At 66.4% G+C, this 17,868-nt stretch carries 21 protein-coding genes and 1 tRNA gene; 16 read left to right on the top strand and 6 right to left on the bottom strand.

Annotated features, from left to right (window positions below; translation table 11 throughout):
* Nucleotides 1–22: 22 nt before the first annotated feature.
* From AC5P74_RS19270 to queC, 11 genes are all read left to right on the top strand, one after another.
* Nucleotides 23–1,942, top strand: coding sequence for a potassium transporter Kup (locus AC5P74_RS19270; RefSeq protein WP_072167670.1), 1,920 nt, complete (start codon nucleotides 23–25; stop codon nucleotides 1,940–1,942).
* Nucleotides 1,943–2,271: 329 nt separating this feature from the next.
* The gene (ruvB, locus tag AC5P74_RS19265) at nucleotides 2,272–3,312 is read left to right on the top strand and encodes a Holliday junction branch migration DNA helicase RuvB (RefSeq protein ID WP_005418515.1); all 1,041 of its coding nucleotides are present in this window, start codon (nucleotides 2,272–2,274) and stop codon (nucleotides 3,310–3,312) included.
* The gene (gene ybgC / locus AC5P74_RS19260) at nucleotides 3,302–3,733 is read left to right on the top strand and encodes a tol-pal system-associated acyl-CoA thioesterase (protein ID WP_005418514.1); all 432 of its coding nucleotides are present in this window, start codon (nucleotides 3,302–3,304) and stop codon (nucleotides 3,731–3,733) included. The genes ruvB and ybgC overlap by 11 nt, the downstream gene beginning before the upstream one ends.
* 10 nt (nucleotides 3,734–3,743) lie before the next feature.
* A complete protein-coding gene (gene tolQ, locus AC5P74_RS19255) occupies nucleotides 3,744–4,523 on the top strand; it encodes a protein TolQ (RefSeq protein ID WP_005410752.1) in 780 nt (259 codons plus the stop codon).
* 24 nt (nucleotides 4,524–4,547) lie between these two features.
* Complete coding sequence (tolR, locus tag AC5P74_RS19250) at nucleotides 4,548–4,976, top strand: protein TolR (protein WP_005410751.1); 429 nt, start codon at nucleotides 4,548–4,550, stop codon at nucleotides 4,974–4,976.
* Complete coding sequence (tolA, locus tag AC5P74_RS19245; protein WP_053499379.1) at nucleotides 4,966–6,021, top strand: cell envelope integrity protein TolA; 1,056 nt, start codon at nucleotides 4,966–4,968, stop codon at nucleotides 6,019–6,021. The genes tolR and tolA overlap by 11 nt, the downstream gene beginning before the upstream one ends.
* A gap of 283 nt (nucleotides 6,022–6,304) precedes the next feature.
* Nucleotides 6,305–7,624, top strand: a complete 1,320-nt coding sequence (gene tolB, locus AC5P74_RS19240) for a Tol-Pal system beta propeller repeat protein TolB (RefSeq protein WP_005418511.1) — start codon at nucleotides 6,305–6,307, stop codon at nucleotides 7,622–7,624.
* Nucleotides 7,625–7,688: 64 nt separating this feature from the next.
* Complete coding sequence (gene pal / locus AC5P74_RS19235) at nucleotides 7,689–8,207, top strand: peptidoglycan-associated lipoprotein Pal (RefSeq protein WP_005418510.1); 519 nt, start codon at nucleotides 7,689–7,691, stop codon at nucleotides 8,205–8,207.
* A gap of 3 nt (nucleotides 8,208–8,210) precedes the next feature.
* Nucleotides 8,211–9,029 (top strand): tol-pal system protein YbgF, encoded by an 819-nt coding sequence (gene ybgF / locus AC5P74_RS19230; protein ID WP_019660125.1) that lies wholly within the window; start codon nucleotides 8,211–8,213, stop codon nucleotides 9,027–9,029.
* Between the two features lie 176 nt (nucleotides 9,030–9,205).
* On the top strand, nucleotides 9,206–9,907 hold the full coding sequence (gene queE, locus AC5P74_RS19225; RefSeq protein ID WP_069139343.1) for a 7-carboxy-7-deazaguanine synthase QueE: 702 nt from the start codon (nucleotides 9,206–9,208) through the stop codon (nucleotides 9,905–9,907).
* 77 nt (nucleotides 9,908–9,984) lie between these two features.
* On the top strand, nucleotides 9,985–10,650 hold the full coding sequence (gene queC, locus AC5P74_RS19220; RefSeq protein WP_005418507.1) for a 7-cyano-7-deazaguanine synthase QueC: 666 nt from the start codon (nucleotides 9,985–9,987) through the stop codon (nucleotides 10,648–10,650).
* Between the two features lie 65 nt (nucleotides 10,651–10,715).
* On the opposite strand, the gene AC5P74_RS19215 is transcribed toward queC, so the two are convergent.
* Nucleotides 10,716–11,711: a DUF2268 domain-containing putative Zn-dependent protease gene (locus AC5P74_RS19215; RefSeq protein ID WP_053499370.1), complete on the bottom strand. Its 996-nt coding sequence runs from the start codon at nucleotides 11,709–11,711 to the stop codon at nucleotides 10,716–10,718.
* Between the two features lie 167 nt (nucleotides 11,712–11,878).
* Here AC5P74_RS19215 and AC5P74_RS19210 point away from each other — a divergent pair.
* Nucleotides 11,879–11,954 (top strand) — tRNA-Lys (locus AC5P74_RS19210).
* A gap of 72 nt (nucleotides 11,955–12,026) precedes the next feature.
* Here AC5P74_RS19210 and AC5P74_RS19205 read toward each other — a convergent pair.
* Nucleotides 12,027–12,344: a hypothetical protein gene (locus tag AC5P74_RS19205; protein WP_206620868.1), complete on the bottom strand. Its 318-nt coding sequence runs from the start codon at nucleotides 12,342–12,344 to the stop codon at nucleotides 12,027–12,029.
* 78 nt (nucleotides 12,345–12,422) lie between these two features.
* Nucleotides 12,423–12,779: a hypothetical protein gene (locus AC5P74_RS19200; RefSeq protein WP_053499365.1), complete on the bottom strand. Its 357-nt coding sequence runs from the start codon at nucleotides 12,777–12,779 to the stop codon at nucleotides 12,423–12,425.
* Nucleotides 12,780–13,050: 271 nt separating this feature from the next.
* Between AC5P74_RS19200 and AC5P74_RS19195 the strand changes: the two genes are divergently transcribed.
* From AC5P74_RS19195 to AC5P74_RS19185, 3 genes are all read left to right on the top strand, one after another.
* The gene (locus AC5P74_RS19195; protein ID WP_141750763.1) at nucleotides 13,051–13,260 is read left to right on the top strand and encodes a hypothetical protein; all 210 of its coding nucleotides are present in this window, start codon (nucleotides 13,051–13,053) and stop codon (nucleotides 13,258–13,260) included.
* A gap of 273 nt (nucleotides 13,261–13,533) precedes the next feature.
* Complete coding sequence (locus tag AC5P74_RS19190) at nucleotides 13,534–14,373, top strand: alpha/beta hydrolase (RefSeq protein WP_346607916.1); 840 nt, start codon at nucleotides 13,534–13,536, stop codon at nucleotides 14,371–14,373.
* A gap of 82 nt (nucleotides 14,374–14,455) precedes the next feature.
* Entirely contained in the window at nucleotides 14,456–15,394 is a 939-nt protein-coding gene (locus tag AC5P74_RS19185; RefSeq protein ID WP_346607915.1) for an alpha/beta hydrolase, read from the top strand.
* Nucleotides 15,395–15,470: 76 nt separating this feature from the next.
* On the opposite strand, the gene AC5P74_RS19180 is transcribed toward AC5P74_RS19185, so the two are convergent.
* Nucleotides 15,471–15,893, bottom strand: coding sequence for a response regulator (locus AC5P74_RS19180; RefSeq protein ID WP_005418495.1), 423 nt, complete (start codon nucleotides 15,891–15,893; stop codon nucleotides 15,471–15,473).
* Nucleotides 15,894–15,985: 92 nt separating this feature from the next.
* Nucleotides 15,986–16,753 (bottom strand): CPBP family glutamic-type intramembrane protease, encoded by a 768-nt coding sequence (locus tag AC5P74_RS19175; protein WP_346607914.1) that lies wholly within the window; start codon nucleotides 16,751–16,753, stop codon nucleotides 15,986–15,988.
* Between the two features lie 150 nt (nucleotides 16,754–16,903).
* On the opposite strand from AC5P74_RS19175, the gene AC5P74_RS19170 reads away from it, so the two are divergent.
* Nucleotides 16,904–17,206, top strand: a complete 303-nt coding sequence (locus AC5P74_RS19170; protein WP_053499357.1) for a TFIIB-type zinc ribbon-containing protein — start codon at nucleotides 16,904–16,906, stop codon at nucleotides 17,204–17,206.
* Between the two features lie 77 nt (nucleotides 17,207–17,283).
* Here the strand turns inward: AC5P74_RS19170 and AC5P74_RS19165 are convergent, their stop codons facing one another.
* Nucleotides 17,284–17,796: a GNAT family N-acetyltransferase gene (locus AC5P74_RS19165; protein WP_346607913.1), complete on the bottom strand. Its 513-nt coding sequence runs from the start codon at nucleotides 17,794–17,796 to the stop codon at nucleotides 17,284–17,286.
* Nucleotides 17,797–17,868 lie beyond the last annotated feature (72 nt).

The raw sequence follows: 17,868 nt of genomic DNA, 5'->3' as shown, positions 1-17,868 counted from the left end.
CCTGAGCGTCGCCAGGAGTCCCATGTCCAGCAGTCAAACCCCGCACGCAGCTGCCCCCGGCAGCCACGGTCACGCCCCTCCAGCAGGAGGCATGGCGCTGATCATCGGTGCGATCGGCGTGGTGTTCGGCGATATCGGTACCAGCCCGCTGTACACGCTGAAGGAGGCGTTCTCGCCACACTACGGGCTCAACAGCGACCACGACACCGTGCTGGGCGTGCTGTCGCTGGCGTTCTGGGCGCTGAACATCGTGGTCACGCTGAAGTACGTGACCATCATCATGCGCGCCGACAACGACGGCGAGGGCGGCATCATGGCGCTGATGGCGTTGACCCAGCGCACGCTGCGCAACGGCTCGCGCTCGGCCTACGTGGTCGGCATCCTCGGCATTTTCGGTGCCTCGCTGTTCTTCGGCGACGGCGTGATCACCCCGGCGATATCGGTGTTGGGTGCGGTGGAGGGCCTGGAGGTGGCCGCGCCGGGCCTGCATGCCTTCATCGTGCCGATCACGGTGGTGGTGCTGTTGATGGTGTTTGCGGCGCAGCGCTTCGGTACCGAGAAGATCGGCAAGGCCTTCGGCCCCATCACCTCGGTCTGGTTCATCTCGCTGGCGGCGATCGGCATCTACAACATCGTCGATGCTCCGGAAGTGCTCAAGGCGTTCAACCCCTGGTGGGCGATCCGCTTCTTCATGGAGCACAGCTGGCATGGGATCTTCATCCTCGGCGCAGTGGTGCTGGCGGTGACCGGTGGCGAGGCGCTTTACGCCGACATGGGCCACTTCGGCGCCAAACCGATCCGCCACGCCTGGTATTTCTTCGTGCTGCCGTGCCTGGTGCTGAACTACCTGGGGCAGGGCGCACTGGTGCTCAACCACCCCGAGGCGCTGAAAAACCCGTTCTTCGAGGCGGTGCCGCCGTGGGCGCTGTACCCGATGATCATCCTGGCCACCATGGCGGCGGTGATTGCCTCGCAGTCGGTCATCACCGGTGCGTTCTCGGTCTCGCGCCAGGCGATGCAGCTGGGTTACATCCCGCGCATGCGCATCAAGCACACCTCGCACGACACCATCGGCCAGATCTACATCCCAGGCATCAACTGGGGCATCGCGGTGATGGTGATCGGCCTGGTGCTGGCCTTCCGCAGCTCGTCCAACCTGGCGGTGGCCTACGGCATCTCGGTGTCGGCCACCATGCTGATCGACACCCTGCTGCTGGCCCTGGTGGCCCGTTCGCTGTGGCCGAAGGCGCGCGCCTGGCTGCTGCCGCTGTGCGTGGTGTTCTTCATCATCGACCTCGGCTTCGTCATCGCCAACGGTGCCAAGCTGCTGCAGGGCGCCTGGTTCCCGGTGGTGCTGGGCATCTTCCTGTTCACCATGATGCGGACCTGGCGCCGTGGCCGCGAGCTGCTGCGCGATGAGATCCGCAAGGACGGCATCCGCCTCGATACCTTCCTGCCTGGGCTGATGCTGGCACCGCCGGTGCGCGTGCCGGGCACTGCAGTGTTCCTCACCGCCGACCCGACCGTGGCCCCGCATGCGCTGATGCACAACCTCAAGCACAACAAGGTGCTGCACGAGCGCAACGTGTTCCTGCACGTGGAGACCCTGCCGATCCCGTATGCGATGGAAGGGCAGCGGCTGAAGATCGAATCGGTGGGCGACGAGTTCTACCGCGTCTACGTGCGCTTCGGCTTCATGGAGACCCCGGACGTGCCACTGGCGCTGATGCGCTCGTGCGACCACGGTGGCATCTACTTCGACCCGATGGACACCACCTTCTTCGCCAGCCGCGAAACCATCGTGGCCACCGCCAACCGCGGCATGCCGATCTGGCGCGACAAGCTGTTCGCGCTGATGCACCGGAACGCCGCGCCGGCCACGGGCTTCTTCCGCATTCCCGGCAACCGTTTGGTCGAGCTGGGCGCGCAGGTGGAGATTTAATCTCCACCGTCGATACCTCCAGAGATCCGTCCACGCATGGCGTGGATCTACCGTGCCGACCAACGGTCGGCCCCCACCAAAGCAGAACGCCGTTCCGACAGACCGCAGGAAACTGTCGAAGGCGGGGTGGGTCCGGTTGCGGGGGCGTGAGCGCCATGGATGGCGCGACCGAGCCTACATGGACGTATTTACGGCGTCCCCCGCAACCGGACCCGCCCCGCCATTTCCCAGGAAGCCCGCTTCGGCTGTTGCTCTGGATGTTGCCGTTGCCTCTGCGGGCGCCGGGCGCAGCCCGGCCGAAACCCGTACTTTTGCCGCATAATCAACACATGACCGACGACCGCATCATCGGCGCCGGCGCCACCCGCGAGGATGACGCCGCCGACGCCAGCATCCGCCCCAAGCGCCTGGCCGACTATCTCGGCCAGGCCCCGGTGCGCGAGCAGATGGAGATCTACATCGAAGCGGCCAAGGGGCGTGGCGACGCGCTCGACCACGTGCTGATCTTCGGGCCGCCCGGCCTGGGCAAGACCACGCTCAGCCACGTCATCGCCAACGAACTGGGCGTGGCCCTGCGGGTGACCTCCGGCCCGGTGATCGAGAAGGCCGGCGACCTCGCCGCACTGCTGACCAACCTGCAGCCGCACGACGTGCTGTTCGTGGACGAGATCCACCGCCTGTCGCCGGTGGTCGAGGAAGTGCTGTACCCGGCGATGGAAGACTTCCAGATCGACATCATGATCGGTGAGGGCCCCGCGGCCCGTTCGATCAAGATCGACCTGCCGCCGTTCACCCTGATCGGTGCCACCACCCGCGCCGGCCTGCTGACCGCGCCGCTGCGCGACCGCTTCGGCATCGTCCAGCGGCTGGAGTTCTACAGCGTCGAAGAGCTGACCCGGATCGTGCGCCGCTCGGCCACCATCCTCGGCATCGACTGCACCGCCGATGGCGCCGGCGAGATCGCGCGCCGCGCGCGCGGCACCCCGCGTATCGCCAACCGCCTGCTGCGCCGCGTGCGCGACTATGCGCAGGTGAAGGCGGGCGGCCACATCGACGAGGCCGTGGCGCAGGCCGCGATGAAGATGCTCAAGGTTGATCCGGAAGGCTTCGACGAGCTCGACCGGCGCCTGCTCAAGACCCTGGTCGACTACTTCGATGGCGGCCCGGTCGGGATCGAGTCGCTGGCCGCGGCGCTGTCCGAGGAGCGCGGCACGCTGGAAGACGTGGTCGAGCCGTACCTGATCCAGCAGGGCTTCCTGGTGCGCACCGCGCGCGGCCGCATGGCCACCCACAAGGCCTACCGGCACATGGGCCTGAAGCCGAAGAACCCGCCGCAGGACCTGTTCGCGGAGGTTCCCGATGTCGGTTGAGCCACTATTCAGTTGGCCGACACGCATTTACTGGGAAGATACCGACGCAGGCGGCGTGGTCTACCACGCCCGCTACGTGGCCTTCATGGAACGGGCCCGGACCGAATGGATGCGTGCGCTCGGCTACGGCCAGGAGCGCATGCGCGCCGAGCACGGGATGGTCTTCGCAGTGCGTTCGATGCAGATGGATTTCATCAGGCCGGCACGGCTGGATGACACCCTGCAGGTGAGCGCCCGCCTGGTCCAGCTGAAGAAGGCCAGCATGGTCTTCGACCAGCAGATCCTGCGCGACGGCGAGCTGCTGCTGTCGGCCCAGGTCCGCATCGCCGCACTGGAAGCGGCCAGTTTCCGCCCGCGTGGCATGGACGAGGCCGTCCTTGCCATGCTGCAACCCCACCTCCACCCCGAATCCGAACACTGAGGAACAACGGATGATCGCAACGCTCCTGGCCCTGCAGGCCACGGTCACCGAGGCACTGCCGGCCGACGTCAGCAACGCCGCGACACAGACCCTTGCCCAGGCCACCACCGGCGGCGGCATCAACTACCTCGAACTGATGGCCAAGGCCAGCCTGCCGGTGAAGATCATCGTGCTGCTGCTGCTGGTCGGCTCGTTCGTCAGCTGGGTGATCATTTTCCGCAAGGCCCGCGTGTTCAAGCAGGCCACCCGCGAAGCCGACGAGTTCGAGAACCGCTTCTGGTCCGGCGCCGACCTGGGCAAGCTGTACAGCGCCGCCACCGACCGCAGCCGCAGCGTGACCGGCCTGGAAGCCATCTTCGAAGCCGGTTTCCGTGAGTACACCCGCCTGCGCGACAAGCGCCGCCTGGATGGCCGTGCGCAGCTGGAAGGCGCGCAGCGCGCCATGCGCACCACCTACACCCGCGAAGTGGACCAGCTTGAGCGCAACCTGGAACTGCTGGCCAACATCGGTTCGACTGCCCCGTACGTGGGCCTGGTCGGTACCGTGTTCGGCATCATGGTGACCATGCACGACATGATCAGCAGCGGTGCGCAGGCCGGTATCGCCGCCGTCGCGCCAGGCATCTCCGAAGCCCTGTTCGCCACCGCCATCGGCCTGTTCGTGGCGATCCCGGCGGTGTGGGCCTACAACCGCTTCACCACCCGCGTGGAGCGCATGTCGGTGCGGTTCGAGACCTTTGCCGAAGAGTTCAGCTCCATCCTGCAGCGCCAGAGCGCTGGCGACGAGTAAGCGCCTGACCCGGGAGTCCAAGCCATGTCCGCTGCCATCGGTCGCCGCAAGCGCCGCAAGCTGAAATCGGAAATCAACGTCGTTCCCTACATCGACGTCATGCTGGTGCTGCTGATCATCTTCATGGTCACCGCGCCGCTGCTCACCCTGAGCTTCGACGTCGACCTGCCGCAATCCAACGCCAAGGCGCTGGAAAGCAAGCAGGACCCGGTGATCGTCTCGGTGCGCCAGGACGGCCAGCTCAGCCTGAAGCTGCCCGATGCCAAGGAACCGACCGCCGTGTCGGCCGAGGAACTGGAAGGCCGCCTGGCAGGCATCGCCGCCCAGGACAAGGGCGTGCGCGTGATCGTCGCCGCCGACCGCGCCGTGGCCTATGAAAAGGTCATCGCCGCGATGGATGTGATCAAGCGCGCCAAGGTAGACAAGGTAGGCCTGGCCACCGATGCACGCTGACGCCCTGCCACCTCCACAGCAGCGCGAACCCGGCTGGGGCCTGCCCTTGGCGCTGGCGTTGCTGGTGCACCTGCTGGTCGCGCTGGTCTTCATCGTGGCCTGGTTCTGGTCGCCCGAGCGCAACACCGACGCCGCCGCCGGTGATCCGTCGGTGGAGGCCAGCCTGGCGCTGTCCGCGTCCGAGGCGTCCGCCGCCCGCCAGGCCCTGCGCCAGTCCGAAAAGCTGGAGGACCTGCCGCCGCCGGTGGCCGAGCCGATCCCGGTGCCGGAAGACACCGTTCCGCCGCCGCAGCCGATTCCCGAGCCGCGCCCACAGGACGCCCCCACGCCGCAGCAGCAACAGGCGCAGGAGCGCGTCGCGCAGCCGGATACCAAGGACCAGGAAGCGGTAAGTGCGCTGGCCATCTCGCAGGAGAAGGCCAGGCAGGAGCAGGAAGCCAAGCGCCGCCAGGAGCAGATCGACCTGACCGAACGCAAGCGCCAGGAAGAGGCCGAGCAGAAGCTGCGCCTGGCCAAGCAGCAGGAAGAAGACGCGAAGAAGAAGCTGGCCGATCAGGCGCGTCAGGCCGCGGACAAGGCCGAGGCCGAGAAGCAGAAGAAGATCGCCGAGATCCGTGCCCGTCGTGAGCAGGCCGAGAAGGAAGCCAAGCTGGCCGAGCAGAAGCTGCGCCAGGTGGCTGCTGCGCGCAATGCCGCCGGCAGTGCCGCAGCCGGTTCCAGCGGAGCGTCCCAGCCGGCTGCCGGTGGTGGTGGCAACAGCGATGATCTTTCGGCCAAGTACGCCGCGGCGATCCAGGCCAAGGTGCTGTCGCAGTGGGTGCGGCCGGACACGGTGCCGCTGGGCCAGCGCTGCCAGATCACCATCACCCAGATTCCGGGTGGCACGGTGATGCAGGCCAAGGTCAGCCCGAACTGCCCGTACGACGAGGCCGGCAAGCGTTCGATCGAGGCCGCCGTGCTCAACGCGCAGCCCCTGCCGTACCGTGGCTTCGAGTCGGTGTTCGCACGCACGCTCAACTTCACTTTTACTGCCCAGGATCGCTGAGGCAGCCGGCCAGGGAGGCTCTCGGGCCAACCGCGCCCACCGTTGTCGCGCTTGCCTCTGGTGTGCTCGGTTTCGACCGGGCAGGCTGTGGGCTGCTGTCGAACACCGTCCTCCGGGGCGGCGTGACCAGGGCAGACGGTGCGATGTTAGCCACGACGTTAACGGTGCGTGAGAAGACGGGCTGGAACTGACCCGGAATTCACGTACCCTTGGTTCATGATTGCGAAGCGGTTCACTCCCGCTTTGTTATCCCTCGTTCCGGTTTCCCCTTATTGAGCGCTCCATGAAAAAGATGCCTCGCTGGCTTGCCGTGTTTGCGGCCCTGTTGCTGCCCTTTGCTGCCGTCGCGCAGCAGAAGGGGCTGGATATCGACATCATCGGCGGCAATGCCTCCGCGCTGCCGATCACCATCGTGCCGATGCCCTATCAGGGTTCGTCGGCCGCTCCGCAGACCGACGTCGCCGGCGTGGTCCGTGCCGATCTGGAGCGTTCGGGCCAGTTCCGCACGCTGCCGGAAGCGCAGATCGTCGAGAAGCCCGTGCGGGGGGGGGATATCCAGTTCGCGACCTGGCGCGCGCTGAAGCAGAACTACATCGTGGTCGGCCGCGTGCTTGATGCCGGTGCGGGTGCCTACCGCGTCGAGTACGAACTGTTCGACGTGCCCAAGGGCGAGCGCCTGCTGGGCCTGGCGATGACTGCCCGTGGCAACGCCATGCGCGACGTTGCCCACCAGATGGCCGACGCCATCTACGAAAAGATCACCGGTGTGCGCGGCGCCTTCTGGACCCGCATCGCCTACGTGACCGCCAGTGGCAAGGGTGACGCCATGCGCTACGCGCTGATGGTGGCCGATTCCGATGGCTTCAACCCGCAGACCATCGTGCGCTCGGCCGAGCCGCTGCTGTCGCCGTCGTGGAGTCCGGATGGCAGCAAGCTGGCTTACGTCAGCTTCGAGCGTGGCAATTCGGCCATCTACATCCAGAACATCGGCACCGGTGCACGCGAGCTGGTCACCAGCTTCCGCGGCATCAACAGCGCCCCGGCGTTCTCGCCGGACGGCCGCAAGCTGGCCCTGACCCTGTCGCGCTCCGGTAACCCGGAAATCTACGTGATGGACCTGGGCAGCAAGCAGCTGACCCAGCTGACCAACCACTTCGCCATTGATACCGAGCCGACCTGGGCACCGGACGGCAGCGCCGTGTACTTCACCTCCGATCGCGGCGGCCGTCCGCAGGTCTACAAGGTCGGTGCCGGTGGCGGCAGCGCCGAGCGCGTCACCTTCCAGGGCAACTACAATGCCAAGCCCTCGGTGTCCTACGATGGCAAGAAGATCGCCGTCGCCCAGGGCTCGGGCAACAGCTACAAGATCGCGATGATGGACAGCTCGCTGGGGTCGCCCCGCTGGAGCACGCTGTCCCCGGGTTCGCTGGATGAATCTCCGAGCTTTGCGCCCAACGCAAGCATGGTGCTGTACGCCGCCCGCGAAGGTGGCCGTGGTGTGTTGTATGCCGTTTCGGCCGATGCGCGGGTTCGCCAGCGCCTGGTCCTGGCTGACGGTGATGTGCGCGAACCGGCATGGTCCCCATACCGTACCCAGCGCTAAAAGAGTGTTAATATTTTCGTTGTCTTGAACCCCTCATCGGCTTAGGAGCCACAAAGGTATCGCCATGAACAAGTCCACCCGCGTTCTGCTTGTTTCCCTGCTGTCTGTGGCCGTCCTGGCCGGTTGCTCGAAGAAGGTGAAGGAAGAGCCGGCAGCCCCGGTCGACACCGGCACCTCGACCACCACCCCGACCGGTCCGTCGACCTCCGGCCTGTACGGCCCGGGCGATCTGGACACCGACGCCTGCCTGCGCCAGCGCGTTGTCTACTTCGACCTGGACAAGGAAGACGTGAAGCCGGAATTCCAGGCCATCATGGCGTGCCACGCCAAGTACCTGCGTGACCGTCCGTCCTCGCGCATCACCCTGCAGGGCCACACCGACGAGCGCGGTTCGCGCGCGTACAACCAGGCCCTGGGTGAGCGTCGTGGCAACGGCGTCAGCTCGGCCCTGCAGGCCAACGGTGGTTCGGCTTCGCAGCTGACCGTCGTGTCCTACGGTGAAGAGCGTCCGGTCTGCACCGAGTCGAACGAGTCGTGCTGGTCGCAGAACCGTCGCGTCGAAATCGTCTACACCGCGCAGTAATCCATGCGCATTGGCATCAAACTGATGCTGGTCGTTGCGGCAGCCCTCGTGGCTGCCGCACCGGCGCACGCACAGCGACAGAGCCTGGCTGACCGTGTCGGCGCGCTCGAGCAGCAGATGTACAACAACAGTGCCAACCAGGACCTGTTGAACCAGATCAATCAGCTGCGGCAGCAGGTCACCAGCCTGCAGGCCTCGATCGAGCAGTTGCAGCATGACAACGCCCAGCTCAAGCAGTCCGCCCAGGACCAGTACCTGGATCTGGACAGCCGCCTGAACCGGTTGGAAGGGGGCAACGCCGCCCCGGCCCTGCCGCCCGTTCCGGCGAGCGCGCCGAAGGCCGCACCGGCCCCGGCAAAACCCGCAGCGGCGGCCACTTCCGAGCGGCCGCCTTCCGTCCATGGTGATGCTGGCAGCCTTGCCGCCACCGGCGACGAGCGCACCTCCTACAACGTTGCCTTCGATGCGTTGAAGGCCGGCAGGTACGACGATTCGGCGCAGCTGTTCCTGAGCTTCCTGGAGTTGTACCCGAACGGCGTCTACGCGCCGAACGCGCTGTACTGGCTGGGCGAGAGCTACTACGCCACCCGCAATTTCCCGATGGCCGAGACCCAGTTCCGAGAGCTGCTCTCGCGCTATCCGACCCACGACAAGGCCGCGGGCGGCCTGCTCAAGATCGGCCTGTCGCAGTACGGCGAGGGAAAGGTCGACCAGGCCCAGCAGACGCTGGAGACCGTCGTGGCGCAGTACCCCGGCTCGGACGCCGCGCGCACCGCGCAGGACCGTCTGCAGTCCATCCGCCTGGGCAAGCAGATCCGCTGATCCGCTGGGCGGGCGTACAATAGGTGCCCTGTAGAGCCGAGCCCACGCTCGGCTGCTTTCGTTTCCGGACCAGCAAAGCCGTCCGGTTGCTGTTGTAGAGCCGAGCCATGCTCGGCTGCTTTCGTTACCGGCCACGGTAGCCCACCCGCCACGTGTCCCACCAAGAAGTACCCGCCATGACCGCCGTTACCCCGTCAAACGCCGTCGCCACCCCCAGCGACATCGTGCAGTCGCCGCTGCCGCGCCTGAAGATCACCGAGATCTTTACCTCGCTGCAAGGCGAGGCCGATACCGCCGGCTGGCCGACCGTGTTCGTGCGCCTGACCGGCTGCCCGCTGCGCTGCCAGTACTGCGACACCGCCTATGCCTTCCACGGCGGCACCTGGTGGGACATCGACGACATCGTGGCCGAGGTGCTGGCCCAGGGCGTCCGCCACGTCTGCGTGACCGGCGGCGAGCCGCTGGCGCAGAAACGCTGCCTGGTGCTGCTGCAGAAGCTGTGCGACGCGGGCATGGATGTCTCGCTGGAAACCTCCGGCGCGCTGGATGTCAGCGCAGTGGACCCGCGCGTGTCGCGCGTGGTCGACATCAAGACGCCGGGTTCGGCCGAAGTGGCGCGCAACCGCTGGGAAAACCTGCCGCTGCTGACCGCGCGCGACCAGATCAAGTTCGTCATCTGCAGCCGCGAGGACTACGACTGGGCCAAGGCCATGGTCGCCGAGCACGGCCTGGTGAAGCGTTGCACCGTGTTCTTCTCGCCGAGCAAGGGCGAGATCACCGCGCGGCAATTGGCCGACTGGATCGTCGAAGACCGGCTGCCGGTGCGCTTCCAGATGCAGTTGCATAAAATCCTGTGGAACGACGAGCCCGGCCGATGAGCCGGTGCAGCGTTCCCTGATGTAGCTCCGGCGCGGGACAGCGTGCTGGCTTTCCTCTCCCAACCGGAAGATTCTCCATGAAGAAGGCAGTCGTGCTTCTCTCCGGCGGCATGGATTCAGCCGCCGTCATCGCCATGGCCCAGGAACAGGGCTTTGCCGTGCATGCCCTGAGCGTGCGCTACGGCCAGCGCCATACCTCCGAACTGGATGCCGCCGCCCGCGTGGCCAAGGCCCAGGGCGTGGTCGCGCACAAGACCGTGGACGTGGACCTGCGCAGCATCGGTGGCTCGGCGCTGACCGATGACATCGACGTACCGGAGGCCGGTGGTGCCGGCATTCCGGTCACCTACGTGCCGGCGCGCAATACCATCATGCTGTCGCTGGCCTTGGGCTGGGCCGAAGTGCTCGGCGCCAACGACATCTTCTGCGGCGTCAACGCCGTCGACTACTCCGGCTACCCGGACTGCCGCCCCGAGTTCGTGGCCGCGTTCGAGGCATTGGCCAACCTGGCCACCAAGTCGGGCGTGGAGGGCGCGGGCATCAAGGTGCATGCCCCGCTGCAGTTCCTCAGCAAGGGCCAGATCGTCAGCGAAGGCGTGCGCCTGGGCGTGGACTTCGGCCTGACGGTGTCCTGCTACAACGCCGACGCCAACGGCGCCGCCTGCGGTCATTGCGATGCCTGCCGCCTGCGCGCGCAGGGCTTTGCCGAGGCCGGCGTGCCCGACCCCACGCTGTACGCTTGAGGTAATGGGGGCGATGTCCCCCCGTGGTGGGTGCGAATCGTTGGTTCGCACTCCCTGTTCCGCCGCTACCGGCGGCTGCAGTCTGGTAGTGCCGGCCGCTGGCCGGCAGCCTCATCAGGCAACCACCCCGATGCCTCGATGAAGGCCCGCACCGCCTCCGGATCGGCGTAATCCAGCTCGATCATCCGCGCGATCCCCGCCTTCTCATCGGCCTGCCGCCGCATGTACTCCTGCGCTATGCGATACCCGGCGTAGTACCCCAGATCACTCACCCCGAACGGATTGCGGGCGCTGTTGTAGAGCCAGTTGTCGAGGTTGTCCCCGCTCATCTCGGCAATGAACCGCGTGCGGATCTCCGCTTCGTGCGCGGGCCCGTAGGCATACAGCGGCAACGCCGGCCGACGCCCGCTCAGCCGCTCGGCCACGTACTCGGCCACACCCTCGCGCACCACGTACTGGGCAAGACTGCCGGTGGTCTCGCGCTGCTGGGTGTGCACGTACTCATGCAGGTTGTTCTGCGCGTTGTTCGCGCCCGGCCGGCTGTCGTAGAAGATCCGCAGGCGGTCGCGCATCTTCGCCGGCAGCTCGCTCACGTCCACGCGCTCATCGCCCAGCGCCATCTCCGCGCCGATCAGTACCTTGTCATCCAGCGTGGTGCCACCGGTGCGCAGCACGCCCACCGCATAGGTGATGGTGGCCGGGCGCAGGGCAGGGTAGAGCGCACGGAAGGCGACAAGATCGCGCTCCAGCGTGGCACTGGCCTGCTGTGCGTTGGCGGTGAGCGGCCGCACCGATGTCCAGAAGCGCGGCCACGCGTTCATGGCCTCGGCGTATTCGCGGGCGGTGTAGTTGCGCACCTGCATCAGCGCATGCAGTCCCGGGCTGCCCGGATCGATGTAGCGCTGCTGGACCAGCGCCACCCGGCGCTCGGCATCGGGTTCGGCGCGCACCGCGTCATAGGTGGCCCAGAAGCGGGCGATGTCGTCGGTGACGACCTGGGGCGGCGAAGCCAATGCTGTGTAGGGCAGCAGGGCGGCAAGCAGGCTGACGATCAGACGCATCCATGGCTCCAGAAAGGACCCCAGATGGGATGCGCCAGTGGCGCCAAAGGTTTAATCCCGCTGGTAGTGCCGGCCGCTGGCCGGCAACCCCGACACACCGGGGTTCCACGCGACCGGCCAAAATAGGGTAGAATGCCCACCCCGCCGAAACGCCGGGGCAATGCACCGGGCCGTTAGCTCAGTCGGTAGAGCAGAAGACTTTTAATCTTTTGGTCGAAGGTTCGAATCCTTCACGGCCCACCAATTGCATCAATGATCCAGGTCATTCAAAAAGGCACCGCCAAGCGGTGCCTTTTTTGTTGCTTGTGCCAACCCCTACTTGGTCTTGGCACCCTGCGCTCGCGCCGTCTCGCGCTCCGCCGCTGCCTGTGCGGCAGAGGCCGCTGCATTGGCGGCCCGCTCGGCCGCGGCACGATCCGCATCGAACCGCGCCTGTCGTTGGACGCTGTAGGTGCGCTCCAGTTCCAGTGAGGCAAGGAAACTGTCGGGATGCTTCGCGGCGCAGGCCTGCTGCACAAGTTGCACAGCGCGATCGGACAGGCCAGGCTGAATGTTGCTGAGCAGGCAATCGGCGTACGGTACGGATGCAACGGGGCCAGCAGCCAGTGCGGCAACGATCACGAGATTCAACATGCAAACCTCCTTGCAGGCTTCGATGGGACTCGGGGTCGGTCCGGCCCCAGTATGGTCCAGTTCGTGGCACCGCGGCATCTACTCCGGCCGCACATCCCGGCACACCAGTTCCGCCAGCCCGCGGACGGCAAAGAACAGCCCTTCAACCACGCTGGCATCCAGATGCCGGTCCGGCGTGGCCATTGCCCGGCAGCGGTCGGCGGCGTGCAGCATTTCCGCCACGGTCAGCATGCCGATGGCGGCCCGTTCCACCCGCGACAGGGCAACCCCGCGCCCTGCGGAAATGCGGGCTTCAGGCCAGGGGAGGCCATCGGCGCCTTCGCCCGCGCGGATGCGTTTGAGGCAGCCCAGAAACGTGCTCAGTTCGGGTGAAGGGTTGTCGTCGTCATCGTGGGTGCTGGCGGTATCTGAAGCATAGGGCGGACGCTGGGTCATGTCGGCTTCCTCGGCGCTGGGGTGGGAATGCCACCGCGCAGGGCGGGTGGCGGGCGATGCGTGGCTGCAAGCCGGAATGACATCACGCAGTAACCGGCGGGCCCGAAGGCCCCCACGCACCGCCCACCATGAAGGCCGACGGATCACCCGCCGGCACGGTCCAAGGACAGTGTCGGCGGGTGAGCGCAAACAACAGCGTGAATGTCATTGCGGGCTTGCAGGCCCGCCGCCACCCGTTGTCGGTGGCGCTGCATGGTGTTTACGCACGCGCTTGGATTTCAATGAGGATTCTCCGAAGAGAAATGCGGAAACCAGGCACGCGACGATGGTGGCGCAGGCGCATCTGGTGCAGCAAGCGACAGCACGCGACGTGTTCATGCTTGCGCCCAGCCTATCGCGTTGGAAAATGTCGGAATCTGCTGGCGGCGGCGACTATGCCGTGATGTATCACGTGGATAGTTGGCGTGATTATCGCCTGTAGTGGTGGCACGACCCGCGAGTCATGTCCTCAAATATCGGTGCATTTGCGACGACCATGGGGCTAACGTCCGCGCCTGGGTGAGGTGTTGTAGAGCCGAGCCATGCTCGGCTGCGGTTTGCACCAAGGCCTAGCCGAGCGTGGGCTTGGCTCTACAGTGATCCATCCAAGCATGGCGTGGAACTACGCATCTGGCAGGCATGTTGAGCGCGCCGAAGCAGCCAATGCCTGCGGCCTGACGCTATGCTCGGCATCTTTCCCAGGGTGGGTTTTCCCATGCGCCTCATCGTGCTGTCGCTGTTGTTGTCCGCTGTCTCCGCCGCGCCGCTGATGGCTGCAGAAACCGCGCCGCCCGCTGCCGCCTCGCCTTTGGTCATCGGCGAAACCTTCACCATCGAATCGAAGGCGCTGGGCGAGACCCGCCGCATCAATGTCTACCGTCCGCAGCCCTGGGGCCTAGACCCGAAAGCGCCGCTGCCGGTGCTCTACATGCCCGACGGCGGCATCGGTGAGGATTTCCTGCATGTGGCCGGGCTGGTGCAGGTGCTCAGCGGCAACGGCAGCATGCGTCCGTTCCTGCTGGTCGGCATCGAGAACACCGAGCGCCGTCGTGACATGACCGGCCCGAGCAGCGATCCGCAGGACCAGAAGATCGCGCCACGCATTGGTGGATCGGCGGCCTATCGCAGCTTCCTGCGCGATGAACTGATGCCGCAGGTGCGCCAGCGCTACCCGACCACCGACGAGCGCGCGCTGATCGGTGAATCGCTGGCCGGCCTGTTCGTGGTCGAGACGCTGCTGCAGGAGCCAACGTTGTTCAACAGCTACATCGCGCTGGACCCCAGCCTGTGGTGGAACCGTGGCGCAATGCTGGCCGGCGCAGCCAAACAGCTGCTGGCGGTGACGCGTGCGCAGCCGCGCGTATTCCTGGCCAGCAGTGGGCAGCCGGAGCTGGCCGCATCCACTGCACAACTGGCCGAGTTGCTGCAGCAGGCTTCGCCGTCGCCGCTGGTGAAGTACCTGCCGTTGCTGGAAGAAACCCACGCTACGATCTATCATCCGGCCGCATTGCAGGCGCTGCGCACACTGTTCCCGGCGCCGCCGGCTTCGCCCTGACCGCACTGGCAGTGGATTGCGCACCATGCAAGGATGCGGCAGCGGCGCCATCCGGTGCGCCGCCCGCAATGGGAGCGTGTGGATGCAGCGTGTGCGTGGATGGAGTGTGGCGGCCTGCCTGGCCGTGAGTGGCTGTGCGATGTCGGTGGCGCCACCGGCAACGCAGAATGAAGCGAAGGAAAGCGCGGCCACCGCTGCGCCGGGCGTGGTGCTGCCGGATACCGAAGCGCTGCGCGTGCACGATCCGGTGGGCCGCGATTACCCGATCTGGGTAGCGCTGCCGGCTGACTACGCTGCGCATCCGGAGAAACGCTACCCGGTGCTGTATGTGACTGATGCGCTGTACAGCTTCCCGCTGGTGCGCAGCGTGCGCAACATGGTGGGGCAGAAGGGCGTCAACATCGAGGATTTCATCCTGGTCGGGCTGCCGCCGCAGGAAGGCCTGACGTCCAAGCAGAGCCGCTCGCGCGACTACACGCCCAGCGACCCGGCGCGTACCGATCCGCGTGATTACAGCGATGACGTGAGCTACGGCGGCGCGGCGCACTATCGCGATTTCCTTGCCGAGCGGGTGCTGCCGATGATCGATGCGCGCTACCGCACTGATCCGGCGCGGCGCGCCTATGCGGGTCATTCCTATGGTGGCCTGTTCGGCGCCTACGTGCTGACCACGCGCCCGGACATGTTCCACAGCTACATCCTGTCAAGCCCGTCGCTGTGGTTCGACAACCATCGGGTGCCGCGCATGCAGGCCGAGGCCAAGGCGCCCACGCAGCCGACCACGGTGGTGCTGTCGATCGGCAGCTTCGAAACGGTGAAGCCGGAGCCGCGATATTTCACCCGCAACGACATGCTGGGCCACAACGCCGAGTTCGCCGAGCAGCTGCGCGCCAGCGGGCATTCGTTGAAGGTGGAGAACATGGTGATCGACGACGAGGACCACTTCACCGTGTATCCGGACATGATCACCCGCGCGCTGCTGAAGGTGTTCCCGGGTACCGGACCGTACAGCAGCGGTTGAAGGTGGGCGCCATCCACGCATGGCGTCGATCTACTGCAAGAACCCGGTAGATCCACGCCATGTGTGGATGAACGCCTCACGCTGCCTGCGCATCCGGCCCGATCAATACGCCCACATCGGCGTGCCGGAAGCACAGGCGGATGGCGTCGAGCAGCTCGCTCATGTTGTAGGGCTTGGGCAGGAAATGAATGCCGTCGCGCAGCTGCGGCAGCACCTGGTGCTGGTCCATGCCCGACGTCACCAGGATCGGCAGCTGGGGATACAGGCCGCGGACCCGGTTGGCAGCTTCAATGCCGCTGATCGGGCCCAGGTTGACGTCGGTGAACAGTAGGTCGAAACGCTCACCTGCGGCCAGCAGGCCCAATGCTGCTTCGGCAGAGCTCACGCCCACCACGTGGCAGGCCTGGCTTTCCAGCGCAAGACGGCTCAGCTCGCGAGTTTCCTCTGCGTCCTCGATCAGCAGGACGCGGGGTTCAACGTGGCGCTTGGACAGCAACATGGCGCTACAGCTCCGGAAAGCAGCAATGAAAAGGCGCGCAAGTATGAGCAAGCCGGGGGTGATCCCGGCGTGCACGGCAGGCTAAGTGAGCGTTACAGCAGGCGCGGGCGTCGCTGGCGTACCTGCCAGGCCAGCACCGCCACCGCCAGCAGCGCGGCGCCGATACGCAGGCTGGTGGCCTGCCAGCCCAGCGCGACGGCGTCGTCGAGGTTGAACACGTTCCACGCCATGTTCATCGATACATGCAGCACCAGGCCGCACCACAGGGTGTCGCCGTCCAGATGGTCAAGCCAAGCGAAGATGAAGCCGCCCAGTGCGATGACCGCGCCGACGAACAGGGCAGTGCCGCCGCCGTCGAAGCCGCCGAAGCCCAGCCAGTGCACCCAACCGAACAGCAGCGCCTGCGGCAGCGCGAGCAGGGACCATGGGCCACGCATGAGCTTCACCAGCAGCAGGAAGCCGAGGCCACGGAACAGCACTTCCTCGGCCAGTGGGAACAGCACGGCGAGCATCGTCGCATCGAGTGCGGTCAGTGCGGTGTTGGGCGTGCCCAGCACCGCCAGGCCCAGCCAGCAGGGCAGGCTGGCCAGCAGCACCCAAAACGGACCGCGCCAGCCGTTCCCGTGCAGCCCCAGGCTGGCCATCAGGCCCACCCCACGCGGGCGCAGCAGTGCGGCCAGGAGCAGCGCCAGCAGGACGGCCAGTGCGTTGTCCAGCAGGCTGCCGCCGTAGGGCATAGGCAAGGCGGGAATCGGCGCGCCTGCGGCCGCAGCGACATCGCGCAGATTCAGGCCAACGCCGACGCCGAGCAGCACCAGCAGCAGGCGCGCGGCGTCGGGCAGGCGGGACAGGACGGTCATGCACGCACTCCCTGCGGAACCAGCGTGGAGTGTGGAAGGCGGCCGGGGACGCTGGCACGCGCCGGAAGTCTGTGTGCCATCGGTCATGTGTTACCGCACAGTCATCGGTGGGCAGGTAGAGTCGTTGCCGGACCTTCAGGAGCCATGCCCATGCTGTGCCCCGTGTGCAAGACCCAGACCCTGCAGATGGCCGAGCGCCATGGCATCGAGATCGATTACTGCCCCGGCTGCCGTGGCGTGTGGCTGGACCGTGGCGAGCTGGACAAGATCATCGAACGCGCCGGCGCTGCGCTGCCGCCGCCGGCACCTGTGCAGGCGCAGCCGGCGACCACGCCGCCGCCGGTGATGCATCGTGATACCCGCCACTTGGGCCAGCGCTACGAGGACAACCGGGGCCACGGATACAAGAAAAAGAAAAAAGACAGCTTCCTGTCTGAGTTGTTCGATTTCTAGTTTGTAGCGTCGAGCCATGCTCGACTGGATGTTGCCGCCTATAGTCGAGCAAGCTCGACTCTACATGGAGCGCGTGATCACGTCCGCCGCAGGATGAACTCACGGTCGCGCATATCCCCGACGATGAAGTCGTACTCGCCGACCTTGCTGCAGCCATAGCGCGCGTAGAAGCGCTGCGCGCCGAAGTTCTCCTCCCAGACGCCCACCCACAGGGTGCGGCGGTGCGGTTGGTCCAGCCAGGCCATGAACGCGTCCATCAGGCGTGCACCATGGCCGCCGTTCTGGTGTGCGGCCAGGATGTAGAACCGCTTCAGTTCGATGTCGCCTTCGCGGGCCTCGGCATGCGGCAGGGTGTTGGCACCAGCAGCCAGGTAGCCGACCACGTTGTCGCCGTCCACCAGCAGCCAGATCGCGCTGCGCGGGTCGGACAGTTCGGCGCGCTGCGGTTCGCTGCTGTAGTGCGCCTGCAGGAAATCCTGCAGCTCCTGCGCCGGGTACGAGTCGCCCCAGGTTTCGTTGTAGGTGGCAATCGCGATGGCCGACAGGGCGTCGACATCGGCAAGGGTGGCGCGGCGGATCTGCAGCGACATGGCGGAGCCTGCATTGGAACGTGGCGCAGTGTAGCCGGCCCCGGCGGCTGCCGGGGCTGGCCAATGCTCACG

It is taken from the genome of Stenotrophomonas sp. YJH_SMC_94-11 (genome assembly GCF_059370435.1).
Note: the sequence above shows the minus strand (reverse complement) of the source record. Positions and strands in the feature narration are given on the sequence as shown.